A 19,872-nucleotide genomic window follows, 5' to 3' on the forward strand; every position below is an offset into this window, starting at 1 on the left:
AGACTCCTATAAGTGGAGAGAAAATTGTCCGTGAAGTGCGGCATATAAATATAGCACATTTTTATGAAGTATGGAGGAAACAAATGGCACAGTACACCCCGATGATACAACAATATTTAAAGGTCAAGGCAGATTATCAAGATGCCTTTTTATTTTTCCGTTTAGGAGATTTTTATGAAATGTTCTTTGAGGATGCTATAAAGGCAGCACATGAGCTTGAAATTACATTGACAAGCCGAGATGGTGGGAGTAGTGATCGCATACCGATGTGTGGTGTCCCATATCATGCAGCAAAAAACTATATTGAACAGCTCGTTGAAAAAGGATATAAGGTTGCGGTTTGTGAACAAGTAGAAGATCCAAAAACAGCAAAAGGTGTTGTAAGACGTGAAGTTGTTCAATTGATTACGCCAGGAACGATGATGGAAGGGCGCACAATTGATGAGAAAGAAAACAACTTCTTAGCGGCGTTAACTCATTTTGAAGATGGTTCTTATGCACTGGCTTGTAATGATTTAACAACAGGACAAAGTACAGTGACACTATTAACGGGTACGGTAGAAGATGTTTTATTAGAGGTGTATGCAACAGGTTCAAAAGAAATTGTTGTAGATTCTACATTTTCAAAAGATGAGCTAAACAAGCTAACAGAAACATTGAAAATGACAATTTCATATGAAGATGAAACGAAGATTCCTGAAGGGTTGGAACATCTTGTTAAAAATGTGACGCAAACGAAATTAGTTACAGCAGTAGGACGCTTATTGAATTATGTATTAAGAACGCAAAAACGTTCATTGGATCACTTGCAGCCGGTGGATATTTATTATACAAATCAATTTATGAAAATTGATGTACATTCAAAGCGTAATTTAGAGTTAACAGAAACACTTAGAACAAAAGAGAAAACAGGCTCTTTATTATGGCTATTAGATAAAACAAAAACAGCTATGGGCGGCCGTATGTTAAAACAGTGGATGGAACGTCCACTTATACAAAAAGACAACATTGAAGAACGTTTAGAAATGGTTGAAACGTTTGTGAATGACTATTTCTTACGTGAAGATTTAAAAGAAAAACTAAAAGAAGTGTATGATTTAGAGCGTTTAGCAGGAAAAGTCGCATATGGTAACGTAAATGCGCGTGATTTACTGCAATTAAGACGTTCACTTCTGCAAGTGCCAGCTATTTTAGAGGCCATTAGTTTATTAGACAATTCTTATGCAGCAAGGTTAATTCAAGGCGCTGATCCATGTGAAAGTTTAACAGAGTTACTAGGAAGAAGTATTCAAGAAAACCCACCGCTTTCTATAAAAGATGGGGATATTATAAAAGATGGCTATAATGACAAATTAGATCAATATCGCTATGTTAGTAAGAACGGAAAAACGTGGATTGCAGAGCTTGAAAAACGTGAGCGTGATATTACAGGGATTAAATCATTAAAGATTGGTTACAACCGTATTTTTGGCTACTATATTGAAGTGACAAAGGCAAATCTTTCTGCTCTTCCAGAGGGGCGCTATGAGCGTAAGCAGACACTTGCAAACGCAGAACGTTTCATCACAGATGAATTAAAAGAAAAAGAAACATTAATTTTAGAGGCAGAAGAAAAAATTGTACAGCTAGAATATGATTTATTCACTGCACTTCGTGAAGAAGTAAAGGTGTTTATTCCTAAATTACAGCATTTAGCGAAAGTTATTAGTGAACTAGATGTACTGCAAAGCTTTGCAACAGTAAGTGAAGAAGAGCAATTTGTAAAACCAGTTTTAACAGATAAACGTGAAATCTTTATAAAAGATGGTCGCCATCCTGTTGTAGAAAAAGTATTGAACGGCAAATTGTATGTTCCAAATGACTGCATGATGCCTGAAAATATGGATGTCTTTTTAATTACGGGTCCAAACATGTCTGGTAAGAGTACGTATATGCGTCAATTAGCACTTGTTACTGTTATGTCGCAAATCGGTTGTTTTGTACCAGCAACAGAAGCGGTGTTACCTGTCTTTGACCAAATCTTTACGAGAATCGGTGCAGCAGATGATTTAATTTCAGGTCAAAGTACATTTATGGTCGAAATGTTAGAAGCGAAAAATGCAATTGCGAATGCATCGGAAAGAAGTCTAATTCTATTTGATGAAATTGGACGCGGTACATCTACGTATGACGGTATGGCACTCGCACAAGCAATCATAGAACATATTCATGATCAAATTGGAGCGAAAACATTATTCTCAACACATTATCACGAACTAACTGTATTAGAAGAAAGCTTAGAGCAACTGAAAAATGTACACGTTTCAGCTATTGAAGAAAACGGAAAAGTTGTTTTCTTGCATAAGATTCAAGATGGTGCAGCGGATAAAAGTTATGGTATTCACGTTGCCCAGCTTGCTGAACTGCCAGATAGCTTAATTGCTCGTGCGAAAGAAGTGTTAGCACAGCTAGAAGGACAAGAGGAAATCATCATTCCAAAACGAGTGGAAGTGAAAGTACAAGAAGAAATTGTCCAAGAACCAGTCGTTGAAAAAGAAAAATCAGAACCGCAGCTAGAAGAGAAAGAAGAATCTGCAGAATCACAGCTATCTTTCTTTACTACAGAACAGCCTGTGAAAAAAGAAGACAAGCCTATGTTTGATCAAAAAGAAACAGCTGTATTAACACAAATTAAAAAAATCGATTTACTTGATATGACTCCTCTAGAAGCTTTAAATGAATTGTATCGTTTGCAGAAAAAGTTAAAGAAAGGATGAGTAAGTAGATGGGGAAAATTCGCAAACTCGATGATCAACTCTCTAACTTAATTGCCGCAGGGGAAGTAGTCGAACGACCTGCTTCAGTTGTAAAAGAACTTGTCGAAAATTCCATCGATGCGAATAGTACATCTATTGAAATCCACTTAGAAGAAGCTGGATTATCAAAAATTCGCATCATTGATAATGGAGATGGCATTGCTGAAGAAGATTGTATTGTTGCTTTTGAGCGACATGCAACAAGTAAAATTAAAGATGAAAATGATTTATTTCGCATCCGCACGCTCGGTTTCCGTGGTGAGGCATTGCCAAGTATCGCATCTGTTAGTGAATTAGAGTTAGTCACAAGTACAGGAGATGCACCAGGTACACATCTTATTATTAAGGGCGGAGACATTATAATGCAGGAAAAAACAGCGAGCCGTAAAGGGACAGATATTACGGTTCAAAATCTGTTTTTTAACACGCCAGCACGCCTTAAATATATGAAAACAATTCATACAGAGCTTGGGAATATTACAGACATTGTATATCGCATTGCTATGTCCCATCCAGAAGTATCTTTGAAATTGTTTCATAATGAGAAAAAAATGCTACACACTTCAGGGAATGGTGATGTGAGGCAAGTACTTGCCGCAATTTACAGCATTCAAGTTGCGAAAAAACTCATTCCGATTGAAGCGGAATCATTGGACTTTACCATTCGTGGATATGTGACGTTACCTGAAGTAACGAGAGCATCTCGTAATTACATATCTACGATTGTAAATGGCCGTTACGTTCGAAACTATGTCTTAATGAAAGCAATTCAGCAAGGGTACCACACATTACTTCCAGTGGGACGTTATCCAATCGGTTTTTTATCAATCGAGATGGATCCAATGTTAGTTGACGTGAACGTTCATCCAGCGAAATTAGAAGTGCGTTTTAGTAAAGAGCAGGAATTACTGCAATTGATTGAAAAAACATTGCAGGACGCGTTTAAAAAAATACAGCTCATTCCAGATGCTGGTGTTACAACAAAGAAAAAAGAAAAAGATGAAAGTGTACAAGAGCAATTTCATTTTGAACATACAAAACCGAAAGAAGCACCACTGCCAAACATCGTCTTACCGACTGGAATGGATGAGAAACAAGAAGAAATCCAAGCCAAACCACAAAACAAAAATTTACTTTGGCAACCACCAAAGCAGGAATGGCAGCCGCCAGAATCTTTAGTAAAAGAAGAAAATAGTTGGCAACTTTCTAAATCAATGATTGGAGAATCTGTCCAAGACGGGAATGAATGGGATAACAGCGAGGAAGATTTTGAATTAGAAGAAGTAGCAGAAATCCAAGAAATCGAAATGAATGGAAACGACTTACCACCGCTTTATCCAATTGGGCAAATGCATGGAACCTATATTTTTGCCCAAAATGATAAAGGTTTATATATGATTGACCAGCATGCAGCGCAAGAGCGAATCAATTATGAATATTTCCGTGATAAAGTAGGACAAGTAACGAAAGAAGTACAAGAATTGCTCGTACCATATCGTATTGATTTATCTCTCACTGAATTCTTACGTGTCGAAGAGCAATTAGAGGAATTGAAAAAGGTAGGGTTATTCTTAGAACAATTTGGTCATCAATCCTTTATCGTTCGTTCGCATCCAACGTGGTTCCCAAAAGGACAGGAAATAGAAATCATCGATGAAATGATGCAGCAAGTTGTCAAACTAAAAAAAGTCGATATAAAAAAACTGCGTGAAGAAGCAGCCATTATGATGAGCTGTAAAGCATCGATCAAAGCAAATCAATATTTAACGAACGATCAAATATTTGCTTTGCTAGAAGAACTACGTACAACGACAAATCCTTACACATGTCCGCATGGTAGACCTATACTTGTGCATCATTCGACGTATGAACTGGAGAAGATGTTTAAGCGGGTGATGTAGGAGAGTTGTCCAAAGAGAAAGAAGTCCGCTACTGCGTATAAAAAAACGTCTTTATATTCTTATATTAAAAAAATAATGGTGTTAGAGAGTAACTCATTGTTAGAAATAAGGCTATATAGTGCATTGAAGTGAGGTAGCTAATTGTCGATTTAAAACAAAGTTGTACCGTTTATAAAAAAGTCATACCGTTTTGAAGAAAGTTTAACCGTTTATAAAAAAGATGTACCAAAATTAACTACACTCTGTTATTTCACTAAAGGTGCAGGATAGTTGTGCGAAATAAATGGAGAATGGTCACATTACTCTGGTAAAGGCTAGACCGTTTCATCTTGATGAAACGGAAGGATTATATCGAAGAGTCGAATGATAGGGTAACGCCTTGAAAGGCTCTTTCTGCGTCGAATAGCCACGACATTGAGTAAGAAGTTTCGTGTTATAAGCTCGGCAAATAGGCGTGAGAATTTACCGTAACAGTATCGGCTGACGAAAACCTTACCCGAGGGGGCGGTGTAAATCCTGATGCTTGAGTTGAACAAATATGGTGAGAATGCAATGCATCTTACAATAAGAAATGGGGTTGCTGACGAACTTTCGAATGTACGGGTCTAGACCTGCAATACATAGAAATGTGTATCTCACCTTGTGTGAAGTTAGTAGTGGATGAGTAAAACTAGCTAATATGAAAATCCATGATACGTTACAGGCGTATGAAGATTAACAGGCTCACAGGAAATACCTACGTTTGTTCTATAATAGATATAATTCAACGTTGTAAGCTGATAACGTGGAGGGCTTACTCCCTTTGAAGCGTTGAGTTGGAAAGTATTTGTGAGATTAGCGAATGTATAACTTCTCTTTATATCAGTGAAAGTGGTAGCACAGTATCGATGAAATGTCTAATCCACATGGAGGGATAGCCACTAGACTAATGAAGGATTATTTGTTCATGCAAGGCAAATCTTTATCAATTAATAAGGTTTTTGTGAGACTAATAGAGGTTCACCTTTTGCGAAAGGCACCGACTTATTAATACGGAAGAATTGAGGCTCTGAAGATACACAGTATCAGAAGTGTCAATGAGCAAATAAATTTGGATTAGTTGGGGCGCCGTATGCGATGAAAGTTGCACGTACGGTGCTAACGAGGGGAAAAGGGAGCGATAACTTCAAACCCTTACCTATTCGTATGAATAAAAAAATAATATTGAAAATTGGTTATAGGGAGGAGAAATATCCGAATGGTTATTTTATGAAATTAGATAGGCAACACAGATACACCTGATTTTTATTAAGCTGCTAATTTAAAATAGAGGTGATTGTCTTGGATATTGATGTAAAAATTGAACAATTATTTTTAATTGAAGAACATCTTAATGAGCTTTCAGAACTTTTAATAAAGGTCGTAGAAGATGGGGCTTCGATTGGATTTTTACCACCAATGGGAAAAGTAGATGCAGAGAAGTACTGGGAAACCGTTCTTAGCCCCGAAGTGATTTTATTTGTTGCTAAATCAAACAATCAAATTGTTGGAAGTGTACAGTTACAATTATCGACGAAGCAGAATGGAAGCCATAGAGCTGAAATCGCAAAATTAATGACACACCCCAATTATCGACGTAACGGTATTGGTCGTTTACTTATGCAAAGGGCTGAAGAAATAGCAAAACAGAAGGATAGGTCATTATTAGTTCTTGATACAAGAGAAGGAGACCCTTCCAATAAACTATATACTTCATTAGGCTATATTCAAGCTGGGCGGATTCCTAACTATGCGAAATCTGAGAATGGTGAATTAGCTGCTACCATCTTCTACTATAAAAATAACAATCAATCTTCTTGAACTAACAGGTGCTTTCGTATTATAGAGTTCAGCCAGATATTACTGGTTGAACTTTTTTATAAAAAACAGCTCTTAAAAATAAAAGTAAGCTATCGTTTTGATCAATCTTTATTCAAAACGATAGCTTTTTATATGCAGTGAAATTAATAGTTTAGAGTGACTTTTAATTCTAAACCTACATAAGTATACATTCAAGTCCACGAAAGGCACTCTAATGAGTGCGTTTACTTTCACAAGTAGTTCTCTTTGTTTTTTTAGAAATTACAACATTTCTTATTTCAAACCGAAATTACGTGATAATTCTTCATCATGAGAAGCAACAGCCTCTGCAGTTTTGTTAAGTTGAACATTAATCTCATGTAATAATTGTGAGAAGCTTTCTACTTTTGGTCTTAAATCGTTGAATTGTCGATCAAAACCTTCAAAAGCACGGCCTTCCCATTCTCCACGTGATTCATTTTGTAATCCTTGTAATTTTCCAAGAATGTCTTTAATTTCATCAGAACTCCGTCCGTATAGTTTAGCTTTTGATTTTAGCTCCTCAGGACTCATACGAATTTGTCCAGCCATTTTAATCTCTCCTTTAGTACATAATGAGTAAAATATATATTGGTTAATTTTACCGAAAATATTATGATATATTGTTTGAAACTTTTAAAGATTTTATTTTTCTCTAATAAAAAACAAGAGTAATCGCAAAGACTACTCTTGTTTTTTTCCTTCTTTTCTTTTTTAATTTCAGATACCGATTTTTCAGATTTTTTTATAAGTTTTCCAAGTTCTCCAGAACGCCCCAATTTTCTTTCAAAAGTATCATTATCATCAAGGCCAGCATCAAACCATAATTCTCGATTATCATTTATATATCCTTTTATATGAGGAACTCCCATTGGGCTTATTTTATGAATCGATAAGAAGAGGTATCCTTTTCTCAAAGAAGTGCCATCACAGCCCTTACAAGAAGTATTTTTACGATTGGAAAAGGCATATGATTGCTTTTTTCGTGGGGATGTGGGCTGGGGTGCTTTTCGCAGGATGCTTTTGTATAAGTGCAAGAAATTTGGAGGCCTACTTGTGAAAGTAGATCCAGCATACACATCGCAAGATTGTTCTAGTTGTGGAAATCGTGTGAAAAAATCACTTTCTATTCGGACGCATATTTGTGCAAAGTGTGGAACGGTATTAGACAGGGATCATAATGCAAGTCTAAACATTTTGCGAAAAGGGTTAGAACAATTACTTGTGAGAACGATTGAAGACTGAAACTGTAGGGCAAGGTTGTGTCCAAACAGTATAACCGACGCCTGTGGAGAGTATGTAAGACTGCTTGGATTCTCAAGCAGCAACACTCTATGAAACAGGAAGCTCCTTCTTCAAACGACTCGTAAGAGTGTTAAGGAGGGGTCATTCACTCGTTTTGGATAAATGTCTTAGATTGATGGATGTGTGGTGTTATCTCTAATATAACAAAAAAGTAATAAAAATTACTTATATGATAATTTTGTTTCGTTTGATTAAAAAAATATTTCATTTCTGTTACAAAAACTATTGATTATATTTAAACATCGTAATATAATTCTGTTTATGGAAATAAAAACTAAAATTACTCATTATTTGGGGGATATGGAAAATGAAGAAAGCTATTTTACCAGTTTTAATGTCTGCAATGTTTGTAGTTCCTGCAGTATCTCATGCCGAAAATCAAGAAACTATGAAAAAGATTACTCCAAAAACAGAACAGACAATGCAGCAAACAGGTTGGGTAAAAGACGGAGGTACATGGTATTTCTATGATCAAAATGGTATGAAGAAAACTGGTTGGTTACAAGATGGAGGAAAGTGGTACTATTTTGATGCAAGCGGAAAAATGAAAACGGGTCATATTGAAGAAGAAAATGGAGCTTACTTATTAGGAGCAGACGGTGCACTGTATACTAATGAAGGATGGGTTCAATATGAGGGAGATTGGTATTACGTTCTCCAAGGCGGAAATCTACACATGGGCCATCTTGAATATAATGGTAAGACATATTATTTAGATGGATTTAGTAAAGGGAGAATGCGAACAGGTTGGGTAGGAGAATACCGTACTTTTAGCTATTTTCTTGAAGATGGATCCATGGTAACAGGGTGGAATTTAATCAAGAATGAGTGGTACTACTTTAATGACAAGGGCATTAGCTATAATGGTTGGTTGAACTATAAAGGAAGCTGGTATTACTTTGTTAGTGGTAAGATGCAAACAGGTTGGGTACAAGATAAGGATAATTGGTACTATATGAATGCAGATGGCACAATGCAAACAGGTTGGGTACAAGATAAAGGGAATTGGTATTATCTAAATGCAGATGGTACGATGAAAACTGGCTGGATACAAGATAAAGGGAATTGGTATTACTTGGATGAAGACGGACGTATGACTTTAAAGTTAAAAACTATTAATGAAAAGACATATTACTTTGGTTATGAAGGGGTTATGTCTACAGGGTGGATAAGTTTTGGTAGATCCGATACCGATGCAGTATGGCGTTATTTCATAGAAGATGGTTCTATGGCTACGGATTGGAGAAAAATTGAAGGTAACTGGTATTACTTTGATAACTACGGATATATGGCTACTGGATGGCAGAATATCAATGGAAAATGGTATCAATTTGCCGATAATGGCGTTATGATGTAACAAAAGGTCTTTTAAACTGAATATATGACACCAGATATTTATTTTAAGATATTTTTATAATGAAAAAAGGCACCTGTGAGGGCATAGCCATCAAGTTAACAAAAATAAATCGGATGCTAAAAAGCATCCGGTTTATTTTTGTTAGATATAGAATACAAGTTTTTATATTTGGACATACTCAAATAAGACTTCAACATATTTTATTTTTTAAGCGGTGTGTTGAAGTGAATTTTGATATTCTTGAGTGATGCCAAGAATATCAAATGGTGAATATTTGGTATACCGATGTGCTTTCCTACCATTTTTTGATAGGTCTTCGAACAATCTGACAAGAATGGGAATCATGTCTCGACAGGATGTGAACAGCACATCGCGTATACTTGAAAAATAAATATATACCATATACGTTGCCTTATATTCACTGATTTCTTTCTGTTTTCTCTCCCAGATGAGTCTCCTCATTTTATAAGTTATACCTGCGATCAGACATAGCGCAATCAATTGTCCATACAAATGGCACTGGAAGCGTTCAAGTTTTATCTTTTTTACCGCATGAATATGAAAAATAGATTTCCATGTTTTAAACAAAATTTCAACTTGCCAACGAAGAGAATAGAGCTGATAAATTTTATGGGACTTCATTTCAGTTTCACTTATATTTGTAATAAATAAGTTGATACCACTCGCGTATTTAGGCATTCGTCGTTTATCTTTTTTATGCCGTTCTAATCGTTTTGTATGTTCAGGTTCTGTTAATTTATAGACGATCAAACGAGTTGCTTGTTTTTGATGAAATCCGATATATACTCGAGAGAACTCGATATATTCTCCTTCTTTTAATTGTTTTGAGATGGTTTCTACATCAATCAGTTCCCATGCGTCTTCTTGTTTTCTATATATTTGCGTATTCCAACGGATACGTGAAATATATGAAGCTCTCTTTTCCTCCATTTTCTTAAAATCATCGATATAAAAATATCCTAAGTCTCTAATACATAAATCACCTGGCTCTAATGTATCTGTTCGGGTTTGTCCATACACGTTATCATTACTAACCGCGGGATTCACATCCATTTGAAGAAAGTTTCCAGATAATAAATCATACTCTAGTTGGATTTTGACTCCAGCTTCTGATCCACCACCCCAAAATCCCTTGTATACCCCTGAATAGTGATTAGGAAGTTGAAACATGGTAGAATCTAGAATTTGAATTCGTTTGAAATCCCCTCCAAAGGATGGAGTAGGACAAATATTTTGATGAAACAATTTAGAAAAAATTTGTTTGAAAAATTGAACAGTATGAGGATTGAAACGTTGATTCAACCCTTCAGAAGATAGGGAGACACTGGTTGTTTCATTCAATTTGGCACATAGACTAGCTAAAGATTCTGTTCCAACTGTTTTACTTAGGAAGACACATAAAGAAACGATATCTTGCGCTTTACATTTTCTTGCACGTTGAATCATCCCTGTTTCACGCGCGAGTGATTCTAAAAATGAAAGTGAAAATGTATTCTTTAATTCCTGATCTAATAATTGTAATTCTTTTGTAAGACTCATTGAAGACATAAAAACAGCCACCCTTTCATGGATACTCCATGAAAGGGTGGCTGTTTTTGATGAAAATTATACATAACCTTAACTTGATGGATGTGTGGCAGGACCCCATCGCTATCAAGCTAATAAAACAAAATCCCCCCTAAAATAAAAAAATACGCTATTCTTTCTGTAGAATCATAAGAAAGGATGGCGTTTTTTATGTCTATTTCTGTATCCGATGAATTACAGCTATTCGCTCAAGAGATTCAAAGCTTGTTATCTCCAAATACTTTACGGGACCTTGCTAAAGACGTTGGTTTTGTGCAACGAACCAGTAAGTACCAAGCAAAAGATTTAGTTGCTTTATGTGTATGGATGAGCCAAAATGTCGCTACGACTTCTTTAACTCAGTTATCTAGCTGTTTAGAAGCATCAACAGAAGTGCTCATCAGTCCTGAGGGATTGAATCAACGGTTTAATAAAACGGCCGTCCAATTTTTGCAACACATATTAGCTGAACTACTAAACCAAAAATTGGCCTCATCTATACCGATTTCTTCTCCATATACTTCTGTTTTTAAGCGTATTCGTATTTTAGATTCAACTGCATTTTAGCTCCCAGATTCCTTTTCATTCGTTTATCCAGGTGCAGGAGGCTGCAGCCATACAGCGGGGGTGAAAATTCAGCTTGAATATGATTTATTAAGTGGACGGTTCCTGCATATTCATACCGGTCCAGGTAAACAACATGATCGAACCTACGGTTCTCTGTGTGTCCCAACTGTGACAGCGAATGATTTATGTATCCGAGATTTAGGATATTTTCATCTGAAAGATCTTCAACATATACAGGATAAAAAGGCTTACTATATCTCTCGTATCAAGTCGAATACACGTATTTATCAAAAAAATCCCAATCCTGATTATTTTAAAGATGGAAGAATCAAGAAAGGTACAGAGTATATACAAATAGATATGGAGGATTTAATGAACTCTCTTCTGCCAGGACAAACATGTGAAATATCCAACGCTTATGTAGGAATGAAGGATAAGGTACAAACTCGTGTGATTGTTCATCGACTAACAAAAGAACAACAAGAAAAACGACTACAAGATCAAACCGTAAGAGAAAAAAAGAAAGGAATGAAGTATTCTCCTCGTAGTAAACGACTCAGTGGTATCAATGTATATATGACAAACACTTCTACAGATGTTGTACCAATGGAACAAGTACATGATTGGTATTCTTTACGTTGGCAAATCGAAATTTTATTTAAAACGTGGAAATCATTCTTTTGCATTCATCATTGTAAAAAGATAAAACAAGAACGATTAGAATGCCATTTGTATGGGCAACTGATTGCCATTCTACTCTGTTCTTCTATTATGTTTCAAATGCGGAAGTTACTTCTTATGAAGAAGAAACAAGAATTGAGTGAATATAAAGCTATTTATATGATTAAAGACTATTTTTTTCTTCTATTCCAAGCTATACAGAAAGACACCCAAGAGCTATCAAAGATTCTAATTCGCCTGTTCAACCTCCTACAGCAAAATGGGCGAAAATCTCATCGATATGAGAAGAAAACAGTCTTTGATATATTAGGTGTCGTTTACAATTGTACCACGTCTGATAATCAAGCGGCTTAATTCAAAAAAATGAAACCCGATAGGGTTTATTTCGTATGCAAATCTTTAAATTCTCTACACATAATCTTTATAAAAAAGAAACAACCTCTATAATAATTAACGTTGTATGAGCTTAGCTTGATAGCGATGTGGCAGGACCCCTAATATCTATTAATAAAAGCAGTTTTTCTCGGATAGTTGAGGGCATCATCCTCAAAATATATGGATATATATTCAAATAATAATATTATAATATAACATTAAAAAATATACGCCAAGCCTATGATTATGCATCCGTCTTGGCATTTTCCTTTAAACAATACCTAAGTTCGGTTTCAGTCTTCGATTGCTTGGTAGACCGTGGTCCAGAAGTCTTGGATAAGATGCGATGAGTCCGGAGTGGACATCCCAACCTGGGTGAACAGGATTCCAGTAAACTGTTTGTCTGGATCAGCGTAAGCTGCAGTGCCGGTTCCGCCATCCCAGCCGAACTGACCGATAGACGCGTAGTCTCCAAGATAGGTGCGCACCGCCATCCCAAAGCCCCAGCCGCCTTGTATCCCTTGGCCAAACGACAAATGGACGTTGTTTTTGGCCAAATCGTCTCGGTATACTTGTTGTTCAGGAGTAAGACGGTTGGTGGTCATCAGCTGGACCGCAGGTCGGGACAGGATCCGTTTGGTTCCGTGCATCCCTTTGTTCAACAGCATCTGCAAATACGCGTGATAATCGTCGACGGTTGCGAGCAGCCCACCACCGCCTGCTTGGAATGCTGGAGGTTTGCTGTAACGTCCGCCTGCACCCTCATCCCACACGATGAACTCACCTGTCTGCGGATCGGGGTTGAAGGCAGGTGGAAGCCGGTCAATCTTACGCTCAGGCACGACTCGAATGTCTGACCCGTGACCCTGGCAACAAGCACGCCAAGCACTTCAATACTGATATGATACTGCCACCGCTCTCCGGGCTGGTAGCTTAGCGGAAGTGCACCTAGGCGACACATAAACTCATCTGGATCGGGCATATCCTGCCCTGGCGTGTCGAATATCCCACTCTCGAAGAACGTGTTCATGATCGGAGAACCCATCAACGTGAGATCCACTCCGAGCCCGAATGTGGAGGTCAACAGGTCTCGTACAGTGATAGGACGCCGTGCTGGGACGGTCTCTTCCAGCGGACCATCGGGCCGTTTCAACACCTGCCGGTCGGCGAGTTCGGGCAGCCATTTGTCTACTGGGTCGTCCAAATGCAGTTTGCAATCGTCGAGCAGAACCATTACCGGTGAAACTGCGATCGGCTTGCTAGTGGACGCCAATCGAAAGATCGTGTCCCGACGCATTGGTGCGCCACCATCATGCCTCATTGTTCCAAGCGCTTCGACGTGCGTCTCGCCGTTTCGGCTGACTAAGGCGACGAGCCCAGGAATCTTTCCAGAATCGATATGCTGCGCCAGTACATTGCGCATTTTGCGCAACCCTGTTTCAGAAAAGCCTTTATTGTTTTGTCCCATTTTGTTCTCCTTTAGTTTAGATTGAGATTTCTAATACATATTGGTAAACAATTATTAGTTCTTCAAATAGAAAAATTCCCCTTTTTAATAATTTCGACAAAATGTATTTATGTATATCCTATACATGTGAGGTTAACATAACCCCGCATTATCGGTAGCAAGGAAAAGACGAATCCCTACTCTCACAAGGAATCCGCCTTTTTCTTTTTCTATGACTCTATTCATTTTTCTATACATTCCTATTCTGGCGTGGGTTTCAGGGTTCCCGTTTGTTATTGGATTGGCCGAAAAACTGTATAAAATCTTGCATGCTCTTAGCGTAGTTTTTTTCCGAAATGCTGGCGATACCCCATGCCCATCAAGCTAATATTTTGAAGTGTCCCCAAAACGAAAATTTTATTATTTTACAGTTATTTATGGGAATTCAACTCATTTTCTTCGTTTTGGGGAACTACCAATTTCTTAAGTTGATGGATGTGTGGCAGCATCCCATCGCTATCAAGCTAAGATTATGCAAAGTCAATTTTAGGCGGGATTGTTTCTTTTTTCTAAAGGGCAAGTGTAGGTGATTGAAAGATTTGCATACGAAATAAACCCTAACGGGTTTCATTTTTTGAATTAAGCGGCTTGATTATCAGACATGGTACAATTGTAAACGACACCTAATATATCAAAGACCGTTTTTTTCTTATATCGATGAGATTTCCGCCCGTTTTGCTGTAGGAGATTGAACAGGCGAAGTAACACCTTTGATAGCTCGTGAGTGTTTTTTTGTATAGTTTGGAATAGAAGAAGAAAATAGTCTTTAATCATATATATGGCTTTATACTCACTAAGCTCTCGTTTTTTCTTCATGAGGAGCAATTGTCGCATTTGAAACATGATAGAAGAACAGAGTAGAATGGCAATCAATTGACCATATAAATGGCACTCCAATCGTTCCGGTTTTATCTTTTTACAATGATGAATTTGAAAGAATGACTTCCACGTTTTAAATAAAATTTCGATTTGCCAACGTAAAGAATACCAATCATGTACTTGTCCCGTCGGGACAATATCTGTAGGGGTGTTTGTCATATATACATTGATACCACTGAGTCGTTTACTACGAGGAGAATACTTCATTCCTTTCTTTTTTTCTCTTACAGTTTGATCTTGTAATCGTTTTTGTTGTTGTTCTTTTGTTAGCCGATGAACAATCACGCGGGTTGGTACTTTATCAGTCATTCCTACAAAAGTATCGAATATTTCACATGTTTGTCCTGGCTGAAGGGAGTTCATTAAGGCCTCCATATTTATCTGTATATACTCTGTCCCTTTTTTGATTCTTCCATCTTGAAAATAATCAGGGGTGGAATTTTTTTGATAAATACGTGTATTTGACTTGATACGAGAGATATAGTAAGCCTTTTTATCTTGTATATATTGAAGGTCTTTCAAATGAAAATACCCTAAATCTCGAATACATAAATCATTCGCTGCTACAGTTGGGACACACAGAGAACCGTAGGTCCGATCATGTTGTTTCCCTGGACCTGTATGAATATGTAGGAACTGTCCACTTAATAAATCATATTCAAGCTGAATCTTCACCCCCGCAGTATGGCTGCATCCTCCTGCACCTGGATAAACAGATGAAAATACATCGGGAAGTTGAAATGCAGTTGAATCTAAAATACGGATACGTTTGAAAATAGAAGTGTATGGAGAAGAAATCAGCTTAGTTGAAGATAACTTTTGGTTGAGAAGTTCGGCTAACAATTGTTGTAGAAATTGCACGGCTGTGGCATTAAATCGTTGATTCAGTCCTTCCGGACTGATAAGTACTTCTGTTGATGCTTCTAAACAGCTACATAACTGAGTTAAAGAGGTTTTAGCGACATTTTGACTCATCCATATACATAAAGCCACTAAATCTTTTGCTTGGTACTTACTTGTTCGTTGCACAAAACCAACGTCTCTAGCAAGATTTCGTAAGATATTTGGAGATAAGAAGCTTTGAACTTCTTGAGCAAATAGTTGTAATTCATCAGATACAGAAATAGACATATAAAAACGCCATCCTTTCCTATGATTCTACAGAAAGAATAACGTTTTTTTCGTTTTATAGATACAATTTCTCTTTAGCTCGATGAGTATGCGGCAGGCTCACAGGTAAAAGAAATATAAAAAGCGTGGAAAAATGTCGAAAAATACAAAATATTATTGAATATACTTTAATAGTATTATATCATAAAGATTGTTAATGTTATAAATTATGTAATTTCAACTAAAAAAAGTAATTAGAACAATTATTTGCGAAAAATTTTATTTCCTAACAATTGACGAATTCAGAAATGCTTTTGACGTAGTAAAAGGCTGTGGTTTTGAAGTTTGGTTAAATAACTACTTCTACACTGTAGTTGGTGGTATTTGCAAAGATAGTACACCAGGTGAATAAGTAGAGTGCTAATTAAACTTAAATATACTATAAAACAACAGGTATCTATTACTTTTTCATTAAGAAGAAAGTAATAGATACCTGTTGTTGTCTAAATACTAATATAGGGAGATTTTTATGGGGATTATAGAAGTTAAGAATTTAGAGAAATCATTTATCATTGAAAAGAAAATGATAAACATCCTGAAAGGGGTAAATCTTGAAGTAAAGCAAGGTGAATTCCTATGTATAATGGGTGCGAGTGGTTCAGGTAAAACTACTCTGTTGCAATTACTCGGAGGGATAGATACAACTACAATGGGAGAAATTAAAATAGGGAATACAGAAATCTCAATGATGAATGAAAAAGAATTGGCACTGTTTCGAAGAAGAAAAATAGGGTTCATTTTTCAGCAGTTTAACTTAATACCGATATTTAATGCGGAAGAAAATGTTACCCTTCCTTTATTATTAGATAATGTCGAACAACAAAAAGCCACAAATCAAGCAAAAAAACTTTTGAAAATTGTTGGCTTAGAAGGAAAGGAGGAAAATCTTCCTTCTCAGCTTTCTGGAGGTCAACAACAACGAGTAGCGATTGCTAGAGCTTTTGCTAATGATCCTGAAATTATATTAGCAGATGAACCGACAGGAGCATTGGATTCTGAAAACAGTAAAAATATAATTACTGTACTTAGGAATGCTTGTGATGACTTAAATCAAACGGCAGTTGTAGTAACACATGATCCTTTTGTAGCAGCTCATGCGGACAGAGTTGTTTTTCTATTGGATGGTTTAATAATTCATGAATACGAGGAAACTAACGAAAATATTTCAGAAAAAGTTAAGCGTATTCAAGAAATAATGAACAAACACTTTCAATAGAACGGGAGGTTTTGAAAATGTGGATTTTTAAATATGCTATAAAATCAATTAAGGAAAATCGATTAAGAACATCACTTATTGCCCTTGGTACAGCTTTAGGTGTTATGTTAGCCACAATGTTGTTACTAGGCAATAATTCTGTCGAAGAAACAGTAAGACAGCAAGTTAAGAACAATTACGGTGACTACAATTTGCAATTCGGTTATATGAAAAATGATCAATATTTAGATGACAAAGAAGTAGATCAAATAAAAAATATTAAAAACCTTAAAACTGTATCAAAGGTATTAATACCATATGTAATACCTAATAAACCGGAAATTTCAAACCAACCGGCGTATTGGGGAGTCGAACCAAATTCACCTGAAATTCGTGCTTATAAGATTGATCAAGGGAGATATCCAGAAAAAGGGGCAGAAGTTGCGATTACAAAGTCCTATGTAGAGAAAAATGGGATTAAATTAGGTGAAAAAATTGAAATGCCTTTTCCACCTTTTAATAAAAAAACAGTAACAGTAGTTGGTATTATTAATCCGCCAACAATGTCTGCAATGAAGCAAACTGCATTCTTTCCTATTGATTGGCTACAAAATGAAATGAATTTGAAAAATAAATATAATTTAGTGCAAATAAAAACGGCTAATGCTAATGAAAAAGCCTTTTTAGTTTCGGAAATAAAAAGTGTGTTAAATGGTGTGAAAATTGATCAACGCTTATATGTTGATAAAGCATTTGAACGTTTAAATGTAATGAAGCCTTTAATCTGGGGGCTAGGTGGGGTAGCTCTATTTGTTGTAGCTCTTTTAGTCATGGGAAGCTTTTTCTTATCTGTACGTGATCGTCTTAAACAGTGGGCATTACTACGTGCCCTAGGAAGTGGATCTGTTCAAATAATAGGTGTAGTCCTACTTGAATCCTTAATAATTGGTAGTATTGGTTCCTTAATAGGAGTCACAATGGGTACTTTATTATATCGTTTAGTATCAGGATTAATTAATAGGTGGATAGGAGGGGCAACTGTTGATAGTGAGACTTTTATAATCTCCTGGGGCTTATTAATATCAACTTTTATTGTAGGAATTATGATGTCAATTATAGGGTCTATTATTCCAGCAATGTCTATAAGGAAAATTCCACCAGTAGAAGCTTTTAGACCTGTGATTTTGTCTGTCAATAAAAAGGAAAAGAAAATAAGTATAATTAGTTTCTTTGTAGCAGTAGTTGGTATTATCATTGGAACTTGTGCAACGTTTTTAGAGAAGCTAATTAATATAAATATTGGACCTATCGGAGCATTTTTATTTGTAATAGGATTATTGTTTGCTATACCGTTTATCATTAGAATTATTACACCAATAATCACTAAACCTTTTCAACGCGTCTTTCGTATAGAAACTTCCATAAGTAGCCGGAACGTGGTACGTAATAGACAAAAAGCAGCGATTTCAGTTGCAATATTGTCTTTTGGATTTATGTTAGCGTTGGTAGGAAATATGTATATGAATTCAATGCAGGAAGGTATGAGGCAAGGGATTAAGAAAAGCATGCCAGCTGACTTATCTATTCGTGTACCAATGTTAGGTCGAGCAAATGAACAAATTCCTTTTGAGTGGTTAGAAAGAATAAACCAAATTAAAGGTGTACAGAATACAGCGGCTATTGCAACAGATACAAAATCTAAATTAGTTGATTACGATTTTAAAAAATCTGATTCAGAATGGTATGACTTTGTGCGGAAAAATAATATTAATCCCGAAAGAATGGAAGTCTCTGGTATAGATTCAACTGTGTTTAACCAGATAAAAAAAATAAAAGTAGTATCAGGAAAAAGTTTAGAGGAACCTCTTAAAAACGGTGAAGGGGTTATTTCAAAGAGGACTGCCGATTACTTAGGAATAAAATTGAATGATAAAATTAAGGTTCAATCACAGGGGCATGAACCACAGCTTATTAAGATCGTGTCTATATTGGAAAAAAATTTACAAATGGGTACCATGGGGGTACTAGTTAATGAGGAATGGGCAAAAAAGAACTTCCAAATAACAGGTTATGAATCTATAGAAATAATAGTAGATTCTCATAAGAATATTAATGAAATACAACAGAAAGTTAACCAAGTTATGAAGAATGGAACTAATATAGAACTTATTAATAGTACAGATTTATTAAAGGAACAGCTAACATTGTTAAATCAAATGTTACTATTGATTCGGTTATTAGTTGGTATTATTTTTGTGATTTCTGGTATTGGTTTAATGAATGCAATTATAGCAAGTATATATGAACGTCGTGCTGAAATAAGTATGATTCGAGCTGTTGGTGCAATTCCCGGACAAATGAAAAAAATTATTTGGTTAGAGGGTACTTTTTTAGGATTAATAGCAAGCATTATTGCAGCGTTTGGTGGTATTATATTTAGTTATATTGTGTTACCTAGTTTGGATTTAAAGATAGTAGATATTCCTTACTTACAAATACTATCTTTAGTCGTGGTTAGTATATTATTGGGAACATGTGCAGGATTTATCGCTGCATATCAAATTAGAAAGTTTAAATTACATGATACATTAAAGGAATTATCATCTTAATTTAAACTTATTAGAATGAGTTTTAAATAACTTTAATAACCTCCTACCAAATCAACAGGTAGGAGGTTATTGTCTTTTGGAGGACAA

At 36.1% G+C, this 19,872-nt stretch carries 8 protein-coding genes and 5 pseudogenes; 8 read left to right on the plus strand and 5 right to left on the minus strand.

Translation table 11 applies throughout. The features are described 5' to 3' along the window. Positions 1 to 83: 83 nt before the first annotated feature. The 3 genes from mutS to MHH45_RS25015 all read left to right on the plus strand — a co-directional run bounded on the left by mutS (position 84) and on the right by MHH45_RS25015 (position 6,535). Complete coding sequence (mutS, locus tag MHH45_RS25005) at positions 84 to 2,756, plus strand: DNA mismatch repair protein MutS (protein WP_016115909.1); 2,673 nt, start codon at positions 84 to 86, stop codon at positions 2,754 to 2,756. Positions 2,757 to 2,764: 8 nt separating this feature from the next. Next, the gene (gene mutL / locus MHH45_RS25010) at positions 2,765 to 4,696 is read left to right on the plus strand and encodes a DNA mismatch repair endonuclease MutL (protein WP_016115908.1); all 1,932 of its coding nucleotides are present in this window, start codon (positions 2,765 to 2,767) and stop codon (positions 4,694 to 4,696) included. 1,320 nt (positions 4,697 to 6,016) lie between these two features. Further along, positions 6,017 to 6,535, plus strand: coding sequence for a GNAT family N-acetyltransferase (locus tag MHH45_RS25015; RefSeq protein WP_016115907.1), 519 nt, complete (start codon positions 6,017 to 6,019; stop codon positions 6,533 to 6,535). A gap of 273 nt (positions 6,536 to 6,808) precedes the next feature. On the opposite strand, the gene MHH45_RS25020 is transcribed toward MHH45_RS25015, so the two are convergent. Then, the gene (locus MHH45_RS25020; protein ID WP_016115906.1) at positions 6,809 to 7,105 is read right to left on the minus strand and encodes a WXG100 family type VII secretion target; all 297 of its coding nucleotides are present in this window, start codon (positions 7,103 to 7,105) and stop codon (positions 6,809 to 6,811) included. A gap of 137 nt (positions 7,106 to 7,242) precedes the next feature. After that, positions 7,243 to 7,440 (minus strand): annotated as a pseudogene (locus MHH45_RS25025) (DUF1433 domain-containing protein); the annotation flags it as partial. Positions 7,441 to 7,543: 103 nt separating this feature from the next. Between MHH45_RS25025 and MHH45_RS25030 the strand changes: the two are divergent. Together MHH45_RS25030 and MHH45_RS25035 are read left to right on the plus strand one after the other, a co-directional pair. Beyond that, positions 7,544 to 7,798: pseudogene (locus MHH45_RS25030) on the plus strand (RNA-guided endonuclease InsQ/TnpB family protein); the annotation flags it as partial. A gap of 367 nt (positions 7,799 to 8,165) precedes the next feature. Continuing rightward, a complete protein-coding gene (locus tag MHH45_RS25035) occupies positions 8,166 to 9,215 on the plus strand; it encodes a glucan-binding protein (protein ID WP_016115903.1) in 1,050 nt (349 codons plus the stop codon). A gap of 295 nt (positions 9,216 to 9,510) precedes the next feature. Here the strand turns inward: MHH45_RS25035 and MHH45_RS25040 are convergent. After that, a pseudogene (locus MHH45_RS25040) lies at positions 9,511 to 10,784 on the minus strand (IS4 family transposase). Positions 10,785 to 10,973: 189 nt separating this feature from the next. On the opposite strand from MHH45_RS25040, the pseudogene MHH45_RS25045 reads away from it, so the two are divergent. Next, positions 10,974 to 12,404 (plus strand): annotated as a pseudogene (locus tag MHH45_RS25045) (IS4 family transposase). 314 nt (positions 12,405 to 12,718) lie between these two features. Here MHH45_RS25045 and MHH45_RS25050 read toward each other — a convergent pair. Together MHH45_RS25050 and MHH45_RS25055 are read right to left on the minus strand one after the other, a co-directional pair. Next, positions 12,719 to 13,893 (minus strand): annotated as a pseudogene (locus MHH45_RS25050) (serine hydrolase domain-containing protein). A 618-nt stretch (positions 13,894 to 14,511) separates the two neighbouring features. Beyond that, a complete protein-coding gene (locus MHH45_RS25055; RefSeq protein WP_016131864.1) occupies positions 14,512 to 15,942 on the minus strand; it encodes an IS4 family transposase in 1,431 nt (476 codons plus the stop codon). A gap of 508 nt (positions 15,943 to 16,450) precedes the next feature. On the opposite strand from MHH45_RS25055, the gene MHH45_RS25060 reads away from it, so the two are divergent. Together MHH45_RS25060 and MHH45_RS25065 are read left to right on the plus strand one after the other, a co-directional pair. Then, positions 16,451 to 17,197, plus strand: a complete 747-nt coding sequence (locus MHH45_RS25060) for an ABC transporter ATP-binding protein (protein ID WP_016115899.1) — start codon at positions 16,451 to 16,453, stop codon at positions 17,195 to 17,197. Between the two features lie 17 nt (positions 17,198 to 17,214). Next, positions 17,215 to 19,785: an ABC transporter permease gene (locus tag MHH45_RS25065; RefSeq protein WP_016115898.1), complete on the plus strand. Its 2,571-nt coding sequence runs from the start codon at positions 17,215 to 17,217 to the stop codon at positions 19,783 to 19,785. The last annotated feature ends 87 nt before the right edge of the window (positions 19,786 to 19,872 follow it).

Source organism: Bacillus sp. FSL K6-0042 (assembly GCF_038006685.1).
GTDB classification, from domain to species: Bacteria; Bacillota; Bacilli; order Bacillales; family Bacillaceae_G; genus Bacillus_A; species Bacillus_A pseudomycoides.